Annotated in this window: 17 protein-coding genes, 1 rRNA gene and 1 other annotated feature; of the genes, 9 read left to right on the forward strand and 9 right to left on the reverse strand. The window is 44.5% G+C overall.

Going from position 1 to position 20,927, the window contains the following annotated elements:
• Nucleotides 1-29: 29 nt before the first annotated feature.
• Complete coding sequence (locus tag R8269_RS12930) at nt 30-1,142, reverse strand: anhydro-N-acetylmuramic acid kinase (RefSeq protein WP_215810541.1); 1,113 nt, start codon at nt 1,140-1,142, stop codon at nt 30-32.
• Nucleotides 1,143-1,241: 99 nt separating this feature from the next.
• Here R8269_RS12930 and nagZ point away from each other — a divergent pair, with 99 nt between their 5' ends.
• The 3 genes from nagZ (at nt 1,242) to tyrA (ending at nt 4,658) form a co-directional block, all read left to right on the forward strand.
• Nucleotides 1,242-2,225 carry a beta-N-acetylhexosaminidase gene (gene nagZ / locus R8269_RS12935; RefSeq protein WP_005381905.1) on the forward strand — a complete coding sequence of 328 codons (984 nt, stop codon included), beginning with the start codon at nt 1,242-1,244 and terminating at the stop codon, nt 2,223-2,225.
• A gap of 207 nt (nt 2,226-2,432) precedes the next feature.
• Nucleotides 2,433-3,509: a 3-deoxy-7-phosphoheptulonate synthase gene (locus R8269_RS12940; RefSeq protein WP_005381904.1), complete on the forward strand. Its 1,077-nt coding sequence runs from the start codon at nt 2,433-2,435 to the stop codon at nt 3,507-3,509.
• A 21-nt stretch (nt 3,510-3,530) separates the two neighbouring features.
• On the forward strand, nt 3,531-4,658 hold the full coding sequence (gene tyrA / locus R8269_RS12945) for a bifunctional chorismate mutase/prephenate dehydrogenase (protein ID WP_206959259.1): 1,128 nt from the start codon (nt 3,531-3,533) through the stop codon (nt 4,656-4,658).
• Nucleotides 4,659-4,735: 77 nt separating this feature from the next.
• Here the strand turns inward: tyrA and R8269_RS12950 are convergent, their stop codons facing one another.
• The 3 genes from R8269_RS12950 to ettA all read right to left on the reverse strand — a co-directional run bounded on the left by R8269_RS12950 (nt 4,736) and on the right by ettA (nt 8,034).
• Complete coding sequence (locus R8269_RS12950) at nt 4,736-5,737, reverse strand: M23 family metallopeptidase (RefSeq protein ID WP_054578534.1); 1,002 nt, start codon at nt 5,735-5,737, stop codon at nt 4,736-4,738.
• Between the two features lie 39 nt (nt 5,738-5,776).
• Entirely contained in the window at nt 5,777-6,136 is a 360-nt protein-coding gene (locus tag R8269_RS12955; RefSeq protein WP_005381897.1) for a PilZ domain-containing protein, read from the reverse strand.
• 230 nt (nt 6,137-6,366) lie between these two features.
• A complete protein-coding gene (ettA, locus tag R8269_RS12960; RefSeq protein WP_005381894.1) occupies nt 6,367-8,034 on the reverse strand; it encodes an energy-dependent translational throttle protein EttA in 1,668 nt (555 codons plus the stop codon).
• A 364-nt stretch (nt 8,035-8,398) separates the two neighbouring features.
• Here ettA and sltY point away from each other — a divergent pair, with 364 nt between their 5' ends.
• Both sltY and trpR read left to right on the forward strand, forming a co-directional pair.
• A complete protein-coding gene (gene sltY / locus R8269_RS12965; RefSeq protein ID WP_064369001.1) occupies nt 8,399-10,345 on the forward strand; it encodes a murein transglycosylase in 1,947 nt (648 codons plus the stop codon).
• 13 nt (nt 10,346-10,358) lie between these two features.
• Nucleotides 10,359-10,667 carry a trp operon repressor gene (trpR, locus tag R8269_RS12970; protein WP_005381892.1) on the forward strand — a complete coding sequence of 103 codons (309 nt, stop codon included), beginning with the start codon at nt 10,359-10,361 and terminating at the stop codon, nt 10,665-10,667.
• A gap of 111 nt (nt 10,668-10,778) precedes the next feature.
• On the opposite strand, the gene yjjX is transcribed toward trpR, so the two are convergent.
• The 5 genes from yjjX to bamD form a co-directional block, all read right to left on the reverse strand.
• Nucleotides 10,779-11,312, reverse strand: a complete 534-nt coding sequence (gene yjjX / locus R8269_RS12975; protein ID WP_318222553.1) for an inosine/xanthosine triphosphatase — start codon at nt 11,310-11,312, stop codon at nt 10,779-10,781.
• Nucleotides 11,313-11,336: 24 nt separating this feature from the next.
• The gene (pheA, locus tag R8269_RS12980) at nt 11,337-12,515 is read right to left on the reverse strand and encodes a prephenate dehydratase (RefSeq protein WP_258476708.1); all 1,179 of its coding nucleotides are present in this window, start codon (nt 12,513-12,515) and stop codon (nt 11,337-11,339) included.
• Between the two features lie 12 nt (nt 12,516-12,527).
• Nucleotides 12,528-12,649, reverse strand: a sequence feature (Phe leader region).
• 108 nt (nt 12,650-12,757) lie between these two features.
• Nucleotides 12,758-13,084 (reverse strand): ribosome hibernation-promoting factor, HPF/YfiA family, encoded by a 327-nt coding sequence (gene hpf / locus R8269_RS12985; RefSeq protein ID WP_005381889.1) that lies wholly within the window; start codon nt 13,082-13,084, stop codon nt 12,758-12,760.
• A 325-nt stretch (nt 13,085-13,409) separates the two neighbouring features.
• A complete protein-coding gene (locus R8269_RS12990) occupies nt 13,410-14,891 on the reverse strand; it encodes a lytic transglycosylase F (RefSeq protein WP_309474001.1) in 1,482 nt (493 codons plus the stop codon).
• 148 nt (nt 14,892-15,039) lie between these two features.
• Nucleotides 15,040-15,768, reverse strand: coding sequence for an outer membrane protein assembly factor BamD (gene bamD, locus R8269_RS12995; protein ID WP_005381876.1), 729 nt, complete (start codon nt 15,766-15,768; stop codon nt 15,040-15,042).
• 136 nt (nt 15,769-15,904) lie between these two features.
• On the opposite strand from bamD, the gene rluD reads away from it, so the two are divergent.
• The 4 genes from rluD to R8269_RS13015 form a co-directional block, all read left to right on the forward strand.
• Complete coding sequence (rluD, locus tag R8269_RS13000; protein ID WP_005381875.1) at nt 15,905-16,882, forward strand: 23S rRNA pseudouridine(1911/1915/1917) synthase RluD; 978 nt, start codon at nt 15,905-15,907, stop codon at nt 16,880-16,882.
• 1 nt (nt 16,883) lies between these two features.
• Nucleotides 16,884-17,612 (forward strand): peptidoglycan editing factor PgeF, encoded by a 729-nt coding sequence (gene pgeF, locus R8269_RS13005; protein ID WP_005381874.1) that lies wholly within the window; start codon nt 16,884-16,886, stop codon nt 17,610-17,612.
• Between the two features lie 144 nt (nt 17,613-17,756).
• The gene (gene clpB / locus R8269_RS13010; RefSeq protein ID WP_005381873.1) at nt 17,757-20,330 is read left to right on the forward strand and encodes an ATP-dependent chaperone ClpB; all 2,574 of its coding nucleotides are present in this window, start codon (nt 17,757-17,759) and stop codon (nt 20,328-20,330) included.
• A 522-nt stretch (nt 20,331-20,852) separates the two neighbouring features.
• Nucleotides 20,853-20,927, forward strand: a 16S ribosomal RNA gene (locus tag R8269_RS13015); the annotation flags it as partial.

Genomic DNA, 20,927 nt, shown 5'->3' on the forward strand with positions numbered 1-20,927 from the left:
TAAGCCTTTTTGTTTAGGATATATTGCCCTTAATTTTTTGAATAGAGTACACCCAGTGAAGCGAGACGACTTGCCCCCGTAACTTCCGGTAAGTTGCTAGGGAGGCCGTGAATATGGCGCTGCGCAAGCCAAGCAAACGCCATTGCTTCCATGTAATCGCCATCAACACCTTTTTCTGCCGTTGTCGCAACGCTCCATTGTGGCAATAACTTAGCTAGTCGCTGCATCAAAAGCGGGTTTCTTGCTCCACCGCCACAGACTAATAGTTGAGGTGTGATGCCATGAGAAAACTTGTCGACTTCGTTGGCAATGGTAATTGCAGAATACTCGCAAAGTGTACGTTGTACGTCTTCGATTGGTAAATTGTGATGGGCCAGTTGTTGATGCAGCCAGTCAATATTGAACAGTTCTCGCCCGGTACTTTTAGGGGCAGGCATGGCGAGGTAAGCTTCTTTGAGTAATTGAGTCAACAAAGTAGCGTTTACCGTTCCTTTAAGTGCAAATTGTGCATCTTCGTCGAAGCTTTGCCCAGTATGCAGCGCACACCATGCGTCCATCAACATATTGCCCGGGCCTGTGTCATAGCCAATGACTGGTTGTTCTGGATGCAGTACCGAGATATTGGCAATGCCTCCAATGTTAAGCACCACAATTGTGGAATCCTGCATCGCAAAAATGCTTTTATGGAAAGCAGGGACGAGTGGGGCACCTTGTCCACCTAGCGCCATGTCTTTACGACGAAAATCCGCTACCGTATCAATGCCTGTCTTGACTGCGATAATGTTTGCATCGCCCAATTGAGTGGTAAACGGCAAGTTTCCGGTAGGCTGATGGAATACTGTTTGACCGTGATTACCAATCGCACGAATTTGCTCTGCGACGTAACCAGACTTATTGAGTAGCTGTAACACAGCATCTGCAAATAGGTGGCCGAGCTGGTGGTCAAGTTCACCTATGGCTTTTAAATTTGTTGCTTGACCGGTACAAACAGATAACAGCATGTCTTTTAGTGCTGCGGGCATTGGGTAGTCGTCGTGCGCAATCAGGCGAACGTGCTCATCGCTTATTTCAACTAGAGCGGTATCAACACCATCCATACTCGTTCCAGACATCACACCAATGTACAGTTCGTTAAATTTCATAGCCGATCTCGTCAATTCTTCATTCACTTATTGTAAAGCAAATCTGAAGCGAATAACCTCATCGAATACGAGATATTCAGCCGATTTTGAGGAGAAAACATGGGACCGTTATGGGTTGACGTTGCGGGGTATGAACTGACCGCTGAAGACAAAGAAATCTTGGAGCATCCTACGGTTGGTGGCTTAATTCTATTTGCTCGCAACTATCATGATAGCGAACAGCTTCAAGCACTTACTCAATCCATCCGAAAGGCGGCTAAGCGCCCGTTTTTGATCGGTGTGGATCAAGAAGGCGGCCGAGTGCAGCGCTTTCGTGAAGGTTTCTCATTAATTCCTGCTGCTGATGAGTACGCTAAACATCAAAATGGTGAAGAGCTTGCTCGTATGGGCGGTTGGTTAATGGCAGCAGAGCTGATTGCCCATGATATTGATTTAAGCTTTGCCCCGGTACTTGACCAAGGCCATCAATGTAAAGCGATCGGTAACCGCGCATTCGGTGAAGATGCCGATACCATTCTTCGCTATAGCACTGCTTATATGCAAGGAATGAAGAGTGTTGGCATGGCAACGACAGGCAAACACTTCCCTGGACATGGTGGCGTGATTGCAGACTCACATCTAGAAACACCATACGACGAGCGCAGTGATATTTTTGAACAAGATATGGCGATCTTCAAAGCGCAAATTGATGCCGGTATTTTAGATGCCATGATGCCTGCTCACGTGATTTTCCCACATTATGATGCTCAACCAGCCAGCGGTTCTGAATACTGGTTAAAACAGGTCCTGCGTCAGCAATTGGGTTTTAAAGGTTTGGTTTTTTCGGATGACTTGACCATGGAAGGCGCTGCGATTATGGGCAGCCCAGCCGAGCGAGGTGCTCAAGCATTGAGAGCTGGTTGCGATATGTTGTTAATGTGTAATAAACGAGAAGCGCACGTTGAGGTATTAGACAACTTACCGGTTTCAACCGTGCCACTCGCGGATGGATTACTAAAAAAACAGTCATTTTCTCCAAGCGAACTTAAGCTATCTCAAGAGTGGAAAGCGGCGAGTGAAGCGATGAAACGCTTGACTAGCTAAACCTTTTGTAAAAGATTCAAAACAGCGATGAGAAGCCAAAGTTAATTATACTTTGGCTTTTTATTTAACTGTAAACTTTAATTCACACTAAATGTTTTTTATTCTGTACGCTTGTTTTTCTTTTTTAGCCTGTTATCTTGTCGTTAAAGCTTAGTTGTCTCACCAAGGGTTTGGTTGGGTGTAAAAATAAATATACAGGTTAGAGTTATGCAGAAAAGTGAGTTGAGCAATATTAATATTATCGAAGAACAGGTTCTTATTACTCCGGAGGAACTAAAAACCAAGCTTCCTTTGAGTGAAAAAGCACGTCGCTTTATTCAAGAGTCTCGTCAAACTATCGCTAATATTATTCACAAGAAGGATCACCGCCTGCTTGTTGTATGCGGTCCATGTTCTATCCACGACGTAGAAGCGGCGAAGGATTACGCAAAGCGCCTTAAAGCACTCTCTGAACAACTAAGTGACCAACTGTATATTGTTATGCGTGTTTACTTTGAGAAGCCGCGCACCACGGTCGGCTGGAAAGGCCTGATCAATGACCCACACCTAGACGGCAGTTTCGATATTGAACACGGTCTGCATGTTGGACGCGAACTTCTGGTGGAGCTGGCAGAGATGGAAATCCCGCTCGCGACTGAGGCTCTAGACCCAATTAGCCCACAATACTTGGCGGATACTTTTAGCTGGGCAGCCATCGGTGCTCGTACGACGGAGTCACAAACTCACCGTGAAATGGCAAGCGGCCTGTCTATGCCAATCGGTTTTAAGAATGGCACCGATGGCAGTTTGGCAACCGCAATTAACGCGATGCAAGCTGCGTCCTCTAGCCACCGTTTTATGGGAATTAACCGTGAGGGACAAGTCGCACTGTTAACCACCCAGGGCAATGCTAATGGACATGTGATCTTACGTGGCGGCAAGCAAACTAACTACGATTCGGTATCAGTCACTGAGTGTGAGCAAGAGATGGCGAAATCTGGTCTTGATGCTTCATTAATGGTGGATTGCAGTCACGCCAACTCACGTAAAGATTACCGTCGCCAGCCATTAGTCGCGGAGGATGTGATTCATCAAATCCGTGAAGGCAATAAATCTATTATCGGTCTTATGATTGAAAGCCATATCAATGAAGGAAATCAATCTTCTGACTTAGCTCTTGAAGAGATGAAATACGGTGTATCTATCACTGACGCATGTATCAATTGGGATTCAACTGAGGCACTATTACGTCATGCACATGAAGAGCTAGTGCCTTTCTTAGAAAATCGTCTAAAGGCTAATTAATACAGGATTTAAGGAACATCAATGGCAGTTGAACTTAACGCATTACGCGATCAGATTGATGCAGTCGACAAGCAAATGTTGGAGCTATTGGCTCAGCGTTTAGCGCTCGTAGAGAAAGTTGGGGAAGTAAAAAGCGAACATGGTTTGCCAATTTATGCTCCAGACCGCGAAGCGGCGATGTTAGCTTCTCGTCGCGCTGAAGCTGAAAAAATGGGAATTCCTCCACAGCTTATTGAAGATATTCTGCGTCGAACAATGCGTGAGTCTTATGCCAGCGAGAAAGATTCCGGTTTTAAGTGTTTGAACCCTGATTTACGCTCAGTTGTTATTATTGGTGGTAATGGTCAATTGGGTGGCCTGTTTGGGCGTATGTTCAAATTGTCGGGCTACCAGGTCAAAGTTCTCGGCAGTAAAGACTGGGATCGTGCGGATGAGATTCTAGACAACGCGGGTTTAGTCGTGGTCACGGTGCCGATCCATCTAACGGAAGGGGTGATCGAAAAACTGGGGAACTTGCCGCAAGACTGTATTCTGTGTGACCTGACTTCTATCAAATCGAAGCCTCTGCAAGCAATGTTGAATGTGCATCAAGGTCCTGTGGTTGGTTTGCACCCAATGTTTGGCCCAGATGTTCCGAGCCTTGCCAAGCAGGTTATTGTGTACTGTGATGGCCGTGGTCACGAGCATTACCAATGGCTATTGCAACAGTTTGGGATTTGGGGCGCAAGCTTGTGCCAAATCGATGCACAAGAGCACGATCATGGCATGACGTTGATTCAGGCGCTGCGCCACTTCACTTCGTTTGCTTACGGTATGCACCTTAGCAAAGAGAATCCGAACATCGATCAGTTGTTGAAGTTAAGCTCGCCAATCTACCGCCTTGAATTGGCGATGGTGGGACGACTGTTTGGTCAGGATCCGAACTTGTACGGTGATATCATTTTCTCTTCTCAAGAGAATATCGATATGATCAAGCGATTCCATCAGCGTTTAGGTGATGCGGTAGCGATTCTGGATAGCAGAGACAAAGCGCGATTCATCGAAAGCTTTAAGCAGGTGAGTGATTGGTTTGGTACTTATTCTCAACAATTTATGAATGAGAGCCAAAACTTACTCAAACAGGCGAATGATAATATTCATCGCGGCTAATCACGGGTCATTTAGCCGTGCAGAGTCCGAAACAAAAAGAGCAGCGTAAGCTGCTCTTTTTCGTGTTGATGGACAAATCAGTTCGTCGCAGTATTACTCGTATCTTCACTTGATACTGTGTTGATACTGGTATCGCGATAGGGTGAATTGGTTAAATTGACTTGTAGACGTACAACGTTATCAATCAATTGAACCAAAGGTCCCCATTTCACTTTTTTCTCTTTTTCAAAGACGTCATTGAAGTTTTCTGGCGTCCACTCCATTAAGTATTGAGGGTTGAGTGCTCGTCCGAGGAAGCGTACTTCATAGTGCAAGTGTGGCCCTGTGGAGTTGCCAGAGTTACCGCATTGAGCAATGATGTCGCCTTTACTAACAAACTGACCGCTTTTCACTTTGAAGCGTTGTAGATGAGCAAAGGAGCTCATAAAGCCAAATGAGTGACGAATGGTGACATAGTTACCATAGCCACGCTTGCTCGGGCGAACGGTTTCCACCACACCGTCAGCCGGTGCCAGGATCTCTTCTCCTCTTTTACAAGTCAGATCGATACCAGTATGAACATGCCTCTTACCTGAAATCGGATTAATACGACTGCCGTAAGAAGAAGAAATACGTTGGTATGTGACTGGACTGTCATTTGGTATCAAACGGAACATCGTCGCGCGAACAGCAGAATCGATAGCGGCTGCGTCAATTCGCTCCTCTAACCCCATGCTGTTCTCATCGATCATCAACTCTTCGTCTGCGAGACCTAAAACCGATTCAACGTCGAATACCCGTTTGCCCAATAGCTGAATTTGATTGTTTTTGTCCGTCAAAGACTGGGAAAGTGAATGATTGGTATCAAGCTGCTCTTCGTAAAGAGCCGTCACTTCGGCCTTTTCACTTTCCAGTTTGGCGATGATTTGTGTTAGTTCGTCTTTATTGTGCATCTGCTGCTGATTAAGGTACCACGCGCCACCAACGACGGCGGGTAATGCCAATACTGAAGCAAATACTGCTAGGACCGAACTGCGGCCCAAATAGAACTGCTGATCGCCGTCTTTCGTCGGGATCTGCATGATGATTTTTTTAGACATAGTTATTGTTACTTAAATAGGCGTTCATTTATTTTTCTCCTAAAAACCAGAGAGGTGCTCTAACTCTCGATTCAGAAGGTCGTTATTGCCTACATTCAATTCTATAAATCGTTTTAGTTGGCTAATGCTTTCGATGTCTATCTTAGCGATCTTCAACCTAATCTCACACTTAGAGACATTCACAATTTGCGCTTTTAACGTAATCACTTGTTCGGATTGATCAAATGAAAAAGTCACATGGACTGGAAGGGTTGGATCCAAAGCCTCAGTCTCTTCCACTTTCATGAGTAAACCATGTAAGGAAAGATCTTGAATCCTAGCTTCAATTGCCAAGTCACGTTGTTCTATCTTAGCTGGAGCTTGATGGAGAATACGTGAAAAGCGTCGTCTCTCTGTCATATGAATATTCTCGTCAGGTCGTCAAACAGAATTGAATAGTATATCAATACGAACAAAAAGTGTTCGATTGTTGTTTGAAAAGTGTCGAGGTCGCTACAGAGTGACGTAAGTGCAATGTCATGTTCTTAACGAACGAGACGGGCTAATGAGCTCTTTTTATAACAAAGAAAACAAAGGCCGCTATGATAGCGGCCTTTGTACAAATTACAATCAAACTTTGTGGGTTGCGATTACTTCGCAATACGCTTGTATTTGATACGGTGTGGTTCTGCGGCTTCAGGACCCAATGTTTTCTTCAACCAATCCATGTACTCTGTGTAGTTACCTTCGTAGAAGTTAACTTGGCCTTCGTCACGGTAGTCAATGATGTGGGTCGCGATACGGTCAAGGAACCAACGGTCGTGCGAGATAACCATTGCACAACCAGGGAACTCTAGTAATGCTTCTTCTAGAGCACGCAGTGTTTCAACGTCAAGGTCGTTGGTTGGTTCGTCGAGTAGCAACACGTTGCCGCCCGCTTTAAGAAGCTTCGCAAGGTGGACACGGTTACGCTCACCACCCGATAGCTCACCAATAATTTTTTGTTGGTCACTGCCTTTAAAGTTAAAGCGTGAACAGTATGCGCGAGCTGGGATTTCGAAGTTGTTGATCTTAATGATATCAGCACCTTCAGAGATCTCTTGGAATACGGTTTTAGAATCGTCCATGCTGTCACGGAACTGATCGACCGATGCCAGTTTTACTGTATCGCCCATCTCAATTGTGCCCGAGTCTGGTTGTTCAGTACCACTTAACATCTTGAATAGCGTCGATTTACCTGCGCCGTTAGCACCGATGATACCAACAATTGCACCTTTAGGGATGCTGAATGACAGGTCATCAATCAGAACACGACCGTCAAATGACTTGGTCAGGTTCTTCACTTCAATAACCTTATCACCTAGACGCTCACCAGGTGGGATAAACAGTTCATTGGTTTCATTACGTTTTTGGTGATCAGAGCTTTGCAGTTCTTCAAAGCGAGCCATACGTGCTTTTGACTTCGCTTGACGACCTTTAGGGTTTTTACGTACCCACTCAAGCTCTTTCTCGATAGTCTTTTGGCGAGCACTCTCTTGGGAGGCTTCTTGTTGTAGACGAGCGTCTTTTTGCTCCAGCCATGAGGTGTAGTTGCCTTCCCATGGGATACCTTCACCACGGTCCAGTTCTAAGATCCAGCCCGCAGCGTTATCTAGGAAGTAACGGTCGTGGGTGATGGCTACTACAGTACCTGTGTAATCCACTAAGAAGCGCTCTAGCCAAGCCACTGATTCTGCATCTAGGTGGTTGGTAGGCTCATCAAGCAGTAGCATGTCTGGCTTAGAAAGTAGCAAGCGACAAATAGCCACACGGCGGCGTTCACCACCTGATAGGTGCGCAATTTTTTGGTCCCATTCAGGTAAACGAAGTGCGTTTGCCGCACGCTCAAGCGCATTTTCTAGGTTGTGGCCATCTTTCGCTTGGATAAGGGCTTCTAGCTCGCCTTGCTCTTTTGCAAGTGCGTCGAAGTCTGCATCTGGTTCAGCGTATGCTGCGTAGACTGCGTCCAAACGTTTCAGAGCGTCAGCAACGTCAGCAACCGCTTCTTCAACAACTTCACGAACGGTTTTTGATTCGTCTAATACTGGTTCCTGAGGTAGGTAACCTACGTTTAGACCAGGTTGTGGACGCGCTTCACCGTCGATATCCGTGTCGATACCTGCCATGATACGTAGCAGTGTGGATTTACCTGCACCGTTCAGACCTAAAACACCGATTTTCGCACCAGGGAAGAAGCTCAGAGAGATGTCTTTAAGAATTTGACGCTTAGGTGGCACAATTTTGCTCACCCGCGACATGGTATATACGTATTCAGCCATTGCCGATCGTTCCTAAATTAACTGTCATTCAAACCCATCATTTTATACCAAGTGCTTTGTTTTTGTTACCGCATTGCAAGAATTTCCCTAACGAATGGATTTCTTATTTTGAGCTGACCGGAAACTTACACGGTTAGGGTATACACTTTTGTTATTCGTTAAGAATGACGAAGTGTTTTCTATGCGAGTTAGAAACGCTTTGTCTCCATCGTCTTAAAAGTTTGACGAGTACAATTTTTAATACACTAAGTTGCTTTACATGGACATCTGCATTCTGTGTAAATAGATGCATGTGTGAAAATTGCCTTAACATCACATGAACTCTAACAAAACTAGGCTTTAGGGCAGTATATGTCTGGGGAAAATGACACAAATGAGATTCAACGTATCTGAATTGGCTAAAAACGTATGCTGCGCCGCCGCGTTGTGTGCTATGAGTTTGAGTGCTAATGCCGCGCTGAGTTTGGAAAAGCAGCGCGAAGTATATGAGCAAGCTCAAGATTTATTAGATAAAAATGACATCGACGGATACCTTTCGATTCGTCCTAAAATTTCTGACTATCCACTAACGCCTTATGTGGATTACCGCACTTTTATTAGACAGTTACCGGAAAAGTCACCACAACAGGTGAACGAGTTTATTTCTGAGCACGAGTCTTTTCCATTTTCTCGTCGAGTTAGTGCTCCATACCTCAATCATCTTTATAAGCAAAAAGATTGGAAAACCATTACTGAGTTTCAAAAAGTCATTCCTAGTGGTGAGCGTTACCAATGTATTTTCTACGTCGCTCAATTAAAGCAAGGCAAGAAAGTCGCGGCGTTTAAAGGGGCTGAACATATGTGGTTACGTGGCATCAGCATTGCTGATGAGTGTGACCCATTATTTGCGGCATGGGACAAGGCGGGTGAGCGTACCGATGAACTGATTCTACAGCGTATGTTACTGGCGTTTGATGCTCGTAATGGCGGTTTGATGAGTTACTTGCTCAAACTGCCTAAATCAGCGCAGGCAAAGCAACAAGCCAAAGAAATGAAAGCGTTGTTTGATAATCCTTCAAGCGTTGCGGAATTCGCGAAGAAAAAACCTGCGAATGATTTTAATCGAGCGCAAAGTGAATATGCGTTAGAAAAGTTGGCTCGTATGAACACTAGCCAAGCACAAGGTGCGTACGATGCTGTCATTAAAGGACAGAAGTTTTCTCCAGAAAAAGCGCAAGAACTTGCCGACTATATTGCATTTCGATTGACTCGTACGGAGTCTGAGTCATTAGCTAAATGGCGCGATGATAAAACGAAAACCAGTCAGTACTTACCGTTGATTGAAACGCGCATCCGCTTAGCGATTCAAAATGCAGATTGGAAAGGCGTACAAGAGTGGATTGCTGTTCTAAATAAAGAAGAACAAGCCACGCTACGCTGGCAATATTGGCTTGGAAGAAGTGAAATAGCGTTAGGTGATGACATCGCGGGGAAACAGCGTTTAGCAACTCTGCTTGGGCAACGAAACTTCTACAGTGTGGCTGCCGCCAATGCAATCGGACAATCAATCAAATACCCAACGCATACGGTTAAGTTGGATAAGAAAGTTGTTCAACCCTATCAAGACTCGTTAGCTCGTATCGAAGAGTTGATCGCGACGGATAAAATCGCAGCAGCGAAGAGTGAATGGGCACACTTACTGCGCCGCGTAGGAAAAGATGAAAAGGCGATGTTGGCGGCTTATGCATCATTTAAACGTTGGCATAACCTAACGGTGACCGCGAGTATTCAAGCGCAGATGTGGGATAATATCGAACTTAGGTTCCCAATAGCACACCGCTGGTGGTTTAACTTTTATGCGAAAAAGCACAACATTGATCCCGTCACGATGATGTCTCTCGCTCGACAGGAAAGTGCGTTAGATGTTGAAGCCCGCTCTCCAGTTGGCGCTCGTGGTCTTATGCAGATCATGCCTGCGACGGCGAAGTACACGGCACGTAAATATAAGTTGAGTTATCAAGGTACGCAGGATCTCTACAATGTAGGAAAAAATATCGAAATTGGTAGCCATTATTTGCAAGGTTTATTAGAGGATTACGATAATAATCGTATTTTTGCTCTTGCTGCTTATAATGCAGGTCCTAACAGAGTAAAAACGTGGCGAGAGCGTACCCAAGGAAAAGTGGATGCTTATGCCTTTATTGAGGCAATTCCATTTAAAGAGACGCGCGGTTATGTACAAAACATCTTGATGTTTGAAACATACTATCGTGATCTTTTGGGTATCGATGGCGCGTTCTTGAATCAACATGAGATCAATACCAAGTATTGAGTGAGGTAACTTGATGTCGCACGAACCCGAGTACAAAGACTGGCAACAGATTATTGAGCTAATTCGAACAAGTATGGGCACCCAGCAAGATGACATGCTGTTAACTATGCTGATGTCACGTGATGAGAGAGAGTCATTAATATCACGCGTTAATATAATTAACGAACTTCTTAAAGGAGAATTATCTCAACGTCAGATCAGTCAGATGCTTGGTGTGGGCATTGCCACCATTACTCGTGGCTCTAACGAACTAAAGTCGAAATCTGATGAAGAAAAAGACAAGTTGAAAGTCTTGTTAGAACAAGTTGCGGTATCTAAGTAGACAGTATATCCAATTTGCTTTTAGGCCTTGGTGTTACAAGTGACTAAGATAACGTATTACAAAGGGCGGAAATATCCGCCCTTTTTGCGTATCTAGAGACTAGGCTGAGTGTTATAAATTTGAAGGAAAGTGCTCAGGGTTTGTGAATGGAATTAAAGCCAGAATCAAGGCTTGGTGATAGACTGAGCTTCGAGTTAGCTGGTCTTGGGTTAGCAGGCTAATAGCGCCACCTTTCTGTTTGATGTTATCAGTACCAAACACTTCGTCCATTACATCTCCCAACTCATTCGCATCCTTGAGTTTTTCCAAGACTTTTGGCGGCAACATTAAGCTTGCAGAACGAGATTCACCGCGGTGAGTCTCTGATTCAACCACCATCCAAGCAAACGTCACGTTTGCTTCAATTCCCGCTTCGAGACCGACATAGTAATCCGCGTTTGGCATCTCTACTTTTGCGTTTTTAACGCGGTTTAGCGCACCACGATGAGTTTCTTCATTCGTCATGGGCTGATCTGCGACCTCACTCGGTACACTGATGCCAACGAAGTTGAATTCTTGATGCGGAAATGCATTACGAAATGCACTTTGAACTGCATTAATTTTGGCTGGGTTTAGCGATGCGATTACAACTTTTGGGGTTGCCATGATCTTTTTACTCACTGGTGTCTATTAACTCAATTTTACTTGCGTAGGCTTTACGTTCTCACTCGGGTAACAGCCTAATACTTTCAAGTGCTTAGTGATTTTTGTTAGCTCTTCAAGTGCCTGTTGCATTTCTGTCGAAGCAAGATGTGATGTCAAGTCTACGTAGAACATCTCCTCCCACGGGTTCCCCATAATTGGGCGTGATTCCAGCTTGGTCATACTGATGCCGTAACGTTGCAGCACTAATAGTGTTTCAACCAATGAGCCTGCCTCTTGGGAGGTCGACATGATCAATGTGGTTTTTGCTGGAATCTGAGTAGAAACTTCAACCGGTTTACGAGCAACCACGATAAAGCGAGTATGATTTTCGGTTTGGTTTGCGATGTTGCCTTGAATTGCTTGCAAGCCATATAGCTTACCGCTTGATGCATTACCAATTGCAGCCACATCATCACGATCCATCTCTTGGACTTTCTGCATTGCATCTGCTGTGCTCGCGCAGGACTCCAGCTTTACCCCTTTCATACGGCTTAAAAACTCACTGCACTGTTGGTGTGGCTGAGGGTGAGAATACAGCGTTTTAATATCTTCCAGACGAATGTCTTTTTTCGCAACCAAGCAGTGTTCGATTGGTTGAGTTAGCTCTCCAACGATGTAAAGCGTCGTGTGTTGTAGTAAGTCATACACTTCATTAATAGAGCCTGAGCTGGTGTTTTCGATTGGCAGAACGCCATAATCAGCATGGCCAGATTCAACCGTTTGAGTCACTTCTTTAAAGTGCTCGCAGTTGAGCTCGATAAGCTCCGTATTTTTACGACTGAAGTATTCGCGACTTGCCAAGTGCGAATAAGAGCCTTTGGCTCCTAAAAAAGCGACGCGAGCAAGTGGCTTACGGCTTTGCTGTGGGTTAACGAGATTTTGCAGATAACTTTGTTGAAGCAGAACTGAGTCTTCAATGATGGTATGGAAAAGTTTGGTGATGTACTGCGCGTCAAGTTCGTATTTATCTTGGCCATTAGAAATCAGCTTGACCAATAATTGCTGTTCACGGACGGCGTCGCGAACAGGCTTTGAGGTTTGTACTTTGCTTTTGGCTACTTCAATGCTGAGTTTACGGCGCTCAGACAATAAGCTGAGAAGTTGGTCATCCAACTCATTCAAGCGTAAACGAATTTCTTCGAGGGAAATAGGTTGGTCAGTCATCAATTCTTTCCTTATAAAAAAGCCTCCCGATTTGGGAGGCTTTCTGTTTGTTTTTGACTTTTCTTTCACAAACGAGTTCGCCCCTCCAACTATGGGAGGAAAAAGAAGTCAAAAATAAACAGTGAGGTTAAATGCATAAATAGTGCTTAATTTATGAGTGTTTAAACACAATAAGCAAGGCTGGGGAGAGCGTCAAGCAAAAAAATAGCGCCTTTCGGCGCTATTTCCTCAATCTGTTCAGTTTACTCTTCTTCTTCCACTAGCTCAGGCTTACTTGCACGTCGAGCTTCAGGTTTGTGGGTCAGCTTGTTCAATTGTCGTTCTAGTTTTTGCTCCACTTCGTTGATAGCTGCGTAAAGATCTTCGTGAGTTGCTGAGGCAATGAGCTGGCCTTTAGGAACTTTGATAACCGCTTCGAATTTCTTCTGTTTGTTTGGTTCCTCACTGAAAGTTGCTTGGCAACCAATTAGGTCTACTTGCCATTTCTCCAGTTTTTTAAATTTGCTCTCAATATGAGCTCGGATTGCAGAGGTGATTTCGATGTTTTTGCCAGTGATATTCATTGTCATAAGTGTTTTTCCTCTGTTGCATCCCTCATGGGTTGAGTTCAGATTACCGCTTTAAGCATAAAAAAATGTGATTCAGATCATTATTTTGCTCGGGTTTTTTATGATGAAAAATGAATGTGATCTCACTCAAGAACTTCTGAGATTTATCGTGAAATTGCTTGTTATCGGTTAGTAAATCCGTAGATTGGATAGAGTACTCAGCTGAAAACGGCCTCGTTTTTAGAGAAGTTTTACGGCCTAATATTTGAGGTGGTTAAAATTTAACTACACGTAAGGTGTGATGACGATCACTGAGTCTTTCCAATGAATCCATTTAAAAAGCCGCTTACTGTACAAGTGGCTTTTTACTGTCTGGCATTTGGCTGACTTTTCGTAGCGGTATCATGAAAATGGGGTCTTTTGGGGCTAGTGAAACCCTTTCTAGACTTTTGACTTGGTCCAAACTTTCTAGTTGTTTGTATATTATGTAGTAGCGATTAATGCTTGTGACGTACCCAACCGTTGAGCTTAAACTTTTCCGCATAACGACTTCCACGTTATTAAACCAAACATTAGGATCGTAACCTTGTTGGGCTGCACGCTTACGAATACGCTCTACATTGCCGGGGCCCGCATTGTAAGCCGCCAATGTAAAGTAGAGTTTATTTTGTGCAGTAATATCAGGATCACTGAAGTACTGCTTACGCAAAAAAGCTAAGTATTTCACTCCAGCATGAATGTTGTTTTCTAATTGTCGAACATTTTTGATATTGATATTCGGATCTTGAGCGGTGCTAGGTAGGACTTGCATTATGCCAACGGCACCTCGACTTCCAACTAGGTCGTTATTAAATCCTGATTCCTTGTAAGCGATTGCAGCGATCAGTAAATAGTCGATATCGTATTTCTCACCATAGCGTGAAAATAGCGCCGCGAGTTTTTCTAGTTGAGCAATTTTCTTAGGGTTAAGAGCTCTGTTCAACCATCCCGTATTATCGATGTATTTACCGTAAATAACGTTACCGAGTAGTGTCCCAGAGCGAGACTTCTGGATGAACTTATTCACGACGGCTTTTAATTTGGGACTATTTTCTCGCATTGCCCAAGCAATTTTGCCATTTTTGCGGATAGGGATTTTTTTGTGAACCCGAATATCATCCATCACTTTCAGCCAAAGCTTGGCTTTATGGCTATCGAGAACAATGGCTTTGACGTAACCATTGTTGAGCATTCCGACCAGCTCATAATCTTGAAGTGTTTCTTCAATAAAGTGCACGATAACAGGCGGTAAGCCTTTTTTGTTTAGTTTCTTATTTAGTGTCTGAATGCTTTCAAAGTAGCTAGAACTGGCGCGCACCCAAATCTCTTTGCCGCTCAATTGTTCGATTTTCGTCATCGTTGGTGTGCTTTTGTTTGTCACTACCCACTCTTGAATACCAGTGAGGATGGGTGAACTGAACTCCACTTTCTGTTTGCGCGTGTCGGTAATAGTCAGGTTGGCGACAACTAAGTCACCTGAACCGTTTTCTAAGGCTGGCAGTAGCTGGTCGCGGGCAACAGGAATAATTTGTACGTTAAGCTTTGGTTTGAGTTTACGAAGGTCTTTTTCGAAATGCGCCAGCAATTCCGCGCCTATGCCTTTTGGTGTGCCGCCCTCAATGTAGTAAAAGCCTAAATCAGCAGAAACTAAGACGCGCAGTACATTCTTCTCCTTGATGACATCGAGGTCCCCAGTATAAGGAGGCTGTTTGAGCGGCGAGATTTGCAGTGCGCAAACGGAAGCAGACAATAGGAGCAGCATAACTGCGCAAAGCTTAGATATCGTCACGTTCACATCCTTTTTATAAAGGGGGGAGGAGAACTTTAAGCATATGTGGAGCTAGGAAGATCATCAAGAAAGGGCTGAATACACTATTGAGAGTAATAAAAAACCGCCACGGTAAAAACGGTGGCGGTTCAGTTTAAAGCAAGTTCAATTACTTCACAGGGTTGAGCTCGATAAGCTTTTCAGTTCTTGCTACGGCGTCTTCCAAACCAAGTTGCTTGTAGGCCTCTAGCTGGATAGTCAGTGACTTACGTGCAGCTTCTGTGTCTGGATACGCTTTTTGTAGCTCTTGGCTGCGATTAATAGCAGCGACCCAAGCTTCACGGCGAAGGTAGAAGTCAGCAGTCGCTAAATCATAGTTCGCTAGACGGTTTTTCAGCGCAACCATACGTTTTTGTGAATCTTCTGCATATGGGCTATTCGGGTAGCGTTGAAGTAGTTTTTTGAAGTCATCAAACGCTTTTTTTACCGGTTCAGGATCGCGATCGCTTCGATCTACGCTGAATAAATCATGCATAAAGTTACGATCTTGCGCCATGTGGCTTAGACCTCGCATGTACAGCACCCAATCCATCTTTTCATGGGTTGGGTTTAAACGCATAAAGCGAGAAATGGTTGCCAAGCCCAAAGCAAGGTCGTCGTTTTTGTAGTACGCATAGATTAGGTCAAGCTGCACCTGTTCTGAGTAGGCACCGAATGGGTAACGTGAGTCTAATGCTTCCAGTTTCTCAATTGCAGAAAGCCAATTACCACTTTGAAGAGAAATCTGTGCGTCTGCATACAGTTCCGAAGGCGGCACATCAGGAACGATTTCTTCTTTGCTTGCACATCCAAACAGAAGGGATACCGCTAAAAGGCCTGTTAAAGTCTGACGTTTCATATCAGGAGTCTGTTCCTTGAATCTAAATATTTCTTAAGCTGCCGTTACTTTCTTTCCAGTAACAGATACAATGACGTAATAGTCTATTTTTTCACAGTCGTGAGCATTAGTCTCACAGTTTTTAAAAAAGTTCGATATGGCTCAGCAGATTGTATTAACAAATACCGTAAAAGATAGCCAGTTAGGTCAACGTTTAGACCAAGCTATCGCCGAATTATTCGCGGACTTCTCTCGCTCGCGCCTAAAAGAGTGGCTGCTTGATGGGAAAGTTCAAGTTGATGGTGAAGTTGTCACTAAACCTCGTACCAAAGTAATGGGTGGCGAGGAAATTACATTGCAAGCCGAGTTAGAAGATGAAGAACGCTGGGAAGCGCAAGATATCCCGCTAGATATCGTCTATGAAGATGAAGATATTATCGTTATCAACAAACCTCGTGACTTTGTGGTTCATCCGGGCGCTGGTACGCCTGATGGCACTGTACTTAATGCGTTGTTGCATCATTACCCTGATATTGCAGAAGTACCTCGTGCAGGTATCGTGCACCGTTTGGATAAAGACACCACGGGTTTGATGGTGGTGGCGAAAACCGTTCCTGCACAAACTCGTCTGGTTCGCGCACTGCAAAAACGTAATATTACTCGTGAGTACGAAGCGATCGCTATTGGTCGTATGACTGCGGGCGGTAAAGTGGATCAACCGATTGGTCGTCACTCTACTAAGCGCACGCTTATGGCGGTAGCACCAATGGGCAAACCAGCAGTAACGCACTACCGTGTTGCTGAACGCTTCCGCGAACACACGCGTATTCGCTTGCGTCTAGAAACGGGTCGTACGCACCAGATTCGTGTGCACATGTCTTACCTTCAGCATCCGTTGCTCGGTGATATTGCATATGGTGGACGTGCTCGCATCCCGACAGGTGCGTCTGAAGAGCTAACGGCAATGATCCGGGGTTTCGATCGCCAAGCATTGCACGCAGTAATGCTGCGCTTTGAGCACCCAATTACGGGCGAAGTTCTTGAGTTTCATGCTCCAGTGCCTGATGACATGGTTGTGATGACTGAAGCGCTTCGTCAAGATACAGAAGAGCACGGCTTACCGGAAGAATTCTAATATGAAGACGATCATTCCGAATTGGCCAGCGCCTAAAAATGTCAAAGCTTTCGCCTCAACACGCATAGGCGGATTTTCGACAGGCCCTTACCAAGGGCTAAATTTAGGTACTCACGTTGGGGATGATTTGTCTTTAGTAGAGAAGAACCGAGCTTGGTTGGCGCAACAGGCAAGCATGCCAAATGCGCCAATCTGGTTAAACCAAACGCATTCAACCGTTGTGGCTCAAGCAAATGAACCAACAACACAGGTGCTTGATGCGGATGGTGTATTTACTTCTTCAAGCCATGTTGTTTGTTCAGCGATGACCGCCGACTGTTTACCTGTATTATTGACTAATACACAAGGTACGCAAGTAGCCGCTGTTCACGCAGGTTGGCGCGGCTTAGCAAATGGCATTGTCGAAAATGCGTTAGCGTTGTTTTCTGGTGAAGTGATAGCGTGGCTTGGCCCCGCCATTGGCCCTCAAGCCTTCGAAGTGGGTGAAGATGTTCTGCAAGCTTTTGTTGATTTTGATTCACAGGCGAATCAAGCATTTGCTCCACGCGATATCGACGGTAAATGGTTTGCTGACATGTCGGTGCTGGCAACGCAACGTTTAAACCGAGCTGGTGTGACACAAGTGTTTGATTCTGGACTTTGTACTTACCAAGATAAAGCCTCTTTTTACTCGTATCGCCGTGATGGTAAGACAGGTCGACAAGCAACCTTTATTTGGATCGAAGACTAGCTATAAGCACCAAAGTGCTAAGATGCATACTACTATTTTTGCAAAGCTATCTTTATTCATTCACTCCCTTGAAATTCCCCTCGTGAGTATCCATCTTTCTAACTGTCAAAAGAATTTCCTTTAGTTGAGGTTAGGAAGGTAGATATGCGTCTTGATCGATTCACAAGTAAGTTTCAAATCGCTATCTCTGATGCTCAATCACTAGCGTTAGGGCGCGATCATCAATATATCGAGCCAGTTCACCTCATGGTGGCTTTGCTTGATCAAAATGGCAGTCCAATTCGTCCATTGCTTACTATGCTGGATGTGGACGTAACGCATTTACGCTCTAAATTGAGTGAAATGTTAGATCGATTACCAAAAGTCAGTGGCATCGGTGGGGATGTTCAGCTCTCTAGCTCGATGGGCACATTGTTTAACCTGTGTGACAAAGTGGCGCAAAAGCGTCAAGACTCCTATATCTCGTCTGAAGTCTTCCTGCTTGCCGCTTTAGAAGATCGCGGACCGTTGGGGCAATTACTCAAAGAGATCGGTTTAACAGAGCAAAAAGTCAGCCAGGCAATCGAAAAGATCAGAGGTGGTCAAAAGGTCAATGACCCGAATGCGGAAGAGCTTCGCCAAGCATTGGAAAAGTTCACCATAGACCTTACCGAACGTGCAGAGCAAGGTAAATTGGATCCTGTTATCGGCCGTGATGATGAAATCCGTCGTACTATCCAGGTATTGCAGCGTCGTACTAAAAACAACCCTGTGATTATCGGTGAACCAGGCGTAGGTAAGACAGCAATTGTTGAAGGCTTAGCGCAGCGCATAGTTAACAATGAAGTACCTGAAGGTCTGCGTGGTCGCCGTGTGCTATCACTGGATATGGGCGCACTGGTTGCTGGCGCGAAATACCGTGGGGAATTTGAAGAGCGTTTAAAATCAGTATTAAATGAACTTGCTAAAGAAGAAGGCAACGTTATCCTCTTCATTGATGAACTACACACTATGGTCGGCGCTGGTAAAGGTGAAGGCTCAATGGATGCGGGCAACATGCTAAAACCGGCATTAGCTCGTGGTGAGCTGCACTGTGTTGGCGCAACAACATTGGATGAATATCGTCAGTACATCGAAAAAGATGCAGCATTAGAACGTCGTTTCCAAAAAGTGCTGGTGGATGAGCCGACCGTTGAGGATACCGTGGCGATTTTACGTGGCTTGAAGGAGCGTTATGAGCTTCATCATCACGTCGAAATTACTGACCCAGCGATTGTTGCTGCGGCGAGCTTGTCACATCGCTATGTCTCCGACCGTCAGTTGCCGGATAAAGCGATCGACTTAATCGACGAAGCGGCTTCAAGCATTCGTTTACAAATTGACTCTAAGCCAGAGTCCTTGGATAAGCTTGAGCGTAAAATTATCCAACTCAAAATTGAGCAACAAGCACTAAGTAACGAGCACGATGAAGCGAGTGAAAAGCGTTTGAAAGCGCTTAATGAAGAACTCAATGAAAAAGAGCGAGAGTATGCTGAGCTAGAAGAGGTTTGGAATACAGAAAAAGCAGCTCTTTCTGGCACTCAACATATTAAGTCTGAGCTTGAACAAGCTCGTATGGACATGGAGTTTGCTCGCCGTGCTGGCGATCTAAACCGTATGTCGGAGCTTCAATATGGTCGTATTCCTGAACTTGAGAAGCAGTTAGATCTTGCAACCCAAGCTGAAATGCAGGAAATGACGCTATTGCGTAATAAAGTAACCGACAACGAGATTGCAGAAGTACTTTCTAAGCAAACCGGCATTCCGGTATCCAAGATGCTAGAAGCGGAAAAAGAGAAACTACTTCGTATGGAAGACGTGCTGCATAATCGTGTGGTAGGGCAAAGCGAAGCGGTCTCTGTTGTATCGAATGCCATTCGTCGTAGTCGAGCTGGGCTTTCTGATCCAAACCGACCAATTGGCTCCTTCTTATTCTTAGGTCCAACTGGTGTGGGTAAAACAGAGCTTTGTAAGACACTTGCGAGCTTTATGTTCGACAGCGAAGATGCGATGGTCCGTATCGATATGTCTGAGTTCATGGAGAAACACTCAGTGGCAAGATTGGTGGGTGCGCCTCCAGGCTATGTCGGATATGAAGAGGGTGGTTACTTAACGGAAGCGGTTCGTCGCAAGCCGTATTCGGTAATTTTGTTAGACGAAGTAGAGAAAGCGCATCCGGATGTATTTAACATTCTGCTGCAAGTTCTCGATGATGGGCGTTTAACGGATGGTCAAGGTCGTACTGTTGACTTCCGTAATACGGTTGTGATCATGACATCTAACTTGGGTTCATCTCGTATCCAAGAGAATTTCGCAACATTAGACTATCAAGGTATCAAGAGTGAAGTGATGGATGTGGTTAGCAAACACTTCCGCCCAGAGTTCTTGAACCGTGTTGACGAAATCGTGGTGTTCCATCCACTTGGTCAAGAACACATTAAGTCCATTGCTTCTATTCAATTGGAACGTTTGGCGAAACGACTAGAGGAGAAAGGCTATCAACTAGAAGTTTCCGACAAAGCGCTCGATTTGATCGCTCAAGTTGGTTTCGATCCTGTGTATGGTGCGCGTCCTTTAAAACGTGCAATTCAGCAGAATGTCGAGAATCCGTTAGCCAAATCAATTCTGTCTGGTGAAATCGTTCCAGACAAGACAGTGCAGCTAATTGTTACTAATGACCAAATTTGTGCTCATCAATAATTGTATGGATACAGTAAAATTGAGATAAAAATCACACTAAAGGGGCCGTTTGGCCCCTTTTCTATAGTTTTTTAGAGTCTTTTGTCTGTTTTCTATACGAATAAACTAAAAAGGTGAGTTTTTTTAAAAAATGCACTTGTGTTCTTTAATGAACTCCCTATAATTCGCCTCCGTTGTCACGGGAAAGCAAGTGAAGCGGAACCTAAACAACTACGGTTAGTGAGTTAAAATTAACTCGCAGATAAATAACTTAAAAAAGTGTTTGACACGATAAGTTATCTAGCTAAAATAGCCGTCCACTTTGAAGAGAACTTCGAAGTGTGCTCTTTAAAAATATAGACCTATCAATCTGTGTGGGCACTCGTTGATGATAATCCAATTAGAAGCTTAGGCTTCAAATTAGGTTTCAATGATACGAAGTGACCATTGAATCGAAAGATTCAGCACAGTCAATTCAAACATTACTTCTGCTATTTATTAGCGAAAGGAATGTTCAGTATTCATTGAGCCGAACAAAATCTTAAATTGAAGAGTTTGATCATGGCTCAGATTGAACGCTGGCGGCAGGCCTAACACATGCAAGTCGAGCGGAAACGA

The sequence above is a fragment of the Vibrio sp. Vb0667 genome (assembly GCF_033391095.1).

What these genes read in the sequence shown, in the direction of transcription:
- R8269_RS12930 (WP_215810541.1), bottom strand. Translation starts at nt 1,142, where the DNA reads ATGAAATTTAACGAACTGTACATTGGTGTGATGTCTGGAACGAGTATG.
- nagZ (WP_005381905.1), top strand. Translation starts at nt 1,242, where the DNA reads ATGGGACCGTTATGGGTTGACGTTGCGGGGTATGAACTGACCGCTGAA.
- R8269_RS12940 (WP_005381904.1), top strand. Translation starts at nt 2,433, where the DNA reads ATGCAGAAAAGTGAGTTGAGCAATATTAATATTATCGAAGAACAGGTT.
- tyrA (WP_206959259.1), top strand. Translation starts at nt 3,531, where the DNA reads ATGGCAGTTGAACTTAACGCATTACGCGATCAGATTGATGCAGTCGAC.
- R8269_RS12950 (WP_054578534.1), bottom strand. Translation starts at nt 5,737, where the DNA reads ATGTCTAAAAAAATCATCATGCAGATCCCGACGAAAGACGGCGATCAG.
- R8269_RS12955 (WP_005381897.1), bottom strand. Translation starts at nt 6,136, where the DNA reads ATGACAGAGAGACGACGCTTTTCACGTATTCTCCATCAAGCTCCAGCT.
- ettA (WP_005381894.1), bottom strand. Translation starts at nt 8,034, where the DNA reads ATGGCTGAATACGTATATACCATGTCGCGGGTGAGCAAAATTGTGCCA.
- sltY (WP_064369001.1), top strand. Translation starts at nt 8,399, where the DNA reads ATGACACAAATGAGATTCAACGTATCTGAATTGGCTAAAAACGTATGC.
- trpR (WP_005381892.1), top strand. Translation starts at nt 10,359, where the DNA reads ATGTCGCACGAACCCGAGTACAAAGACTGGCAACAGATTATTGAGCTA.
- yjjX (WP_318222553.1), bottom strand. Translation starts at nt 11,312, where the DNA reads ATGGCAACCCCAAAAGTTGTAATCGCATCGCTAAACCCAGCCAAAATT.
- pheA (WP_258476708.1), bottom strand. Translation starts at nt 12,515, where the DNA reads ATGACTGACCAACCTATTTCCCTCGAAGAAATTCGTTTACGCTTGAAT.
- hpf (WP_005381889.1), bottom strand. Translation starts at nt 13,084, where the DNA reads ATGACAATGAATATCACTGGCAAAAACATCGAAATCACCTCTGCAATC.
- bamD (WP_005381876.1), bottom strand. Translation starts at nt 15,768, where the DNA reads ATGAAACGTCAGACTTTAACAGGCCTTTTAGCGGTATCCCTTCTGTTT.
- rluD (WP_005381875.1), top strand. Translation starts at nt 15,905, where the DNA reads ATGGCTCAGCAGATTGTATTAACAAATACCGTAAAAGATAGCCAGTTA.
- pgeF (WP_005381874.1), top strand. Translation starts at nt 16,884, where the DNA reads ATGAAGACGATCATTCCGAATTGGCCAGCGCCTAAAAATGTCAAAGCT.
- clpB (WP_005381873.1), top strand. Translation starts at nt 17,757, where the DNA reads ATGCGTCTTGATCGATTCACAAGTAAGTTTCAAATCGCTATCTCTGAT.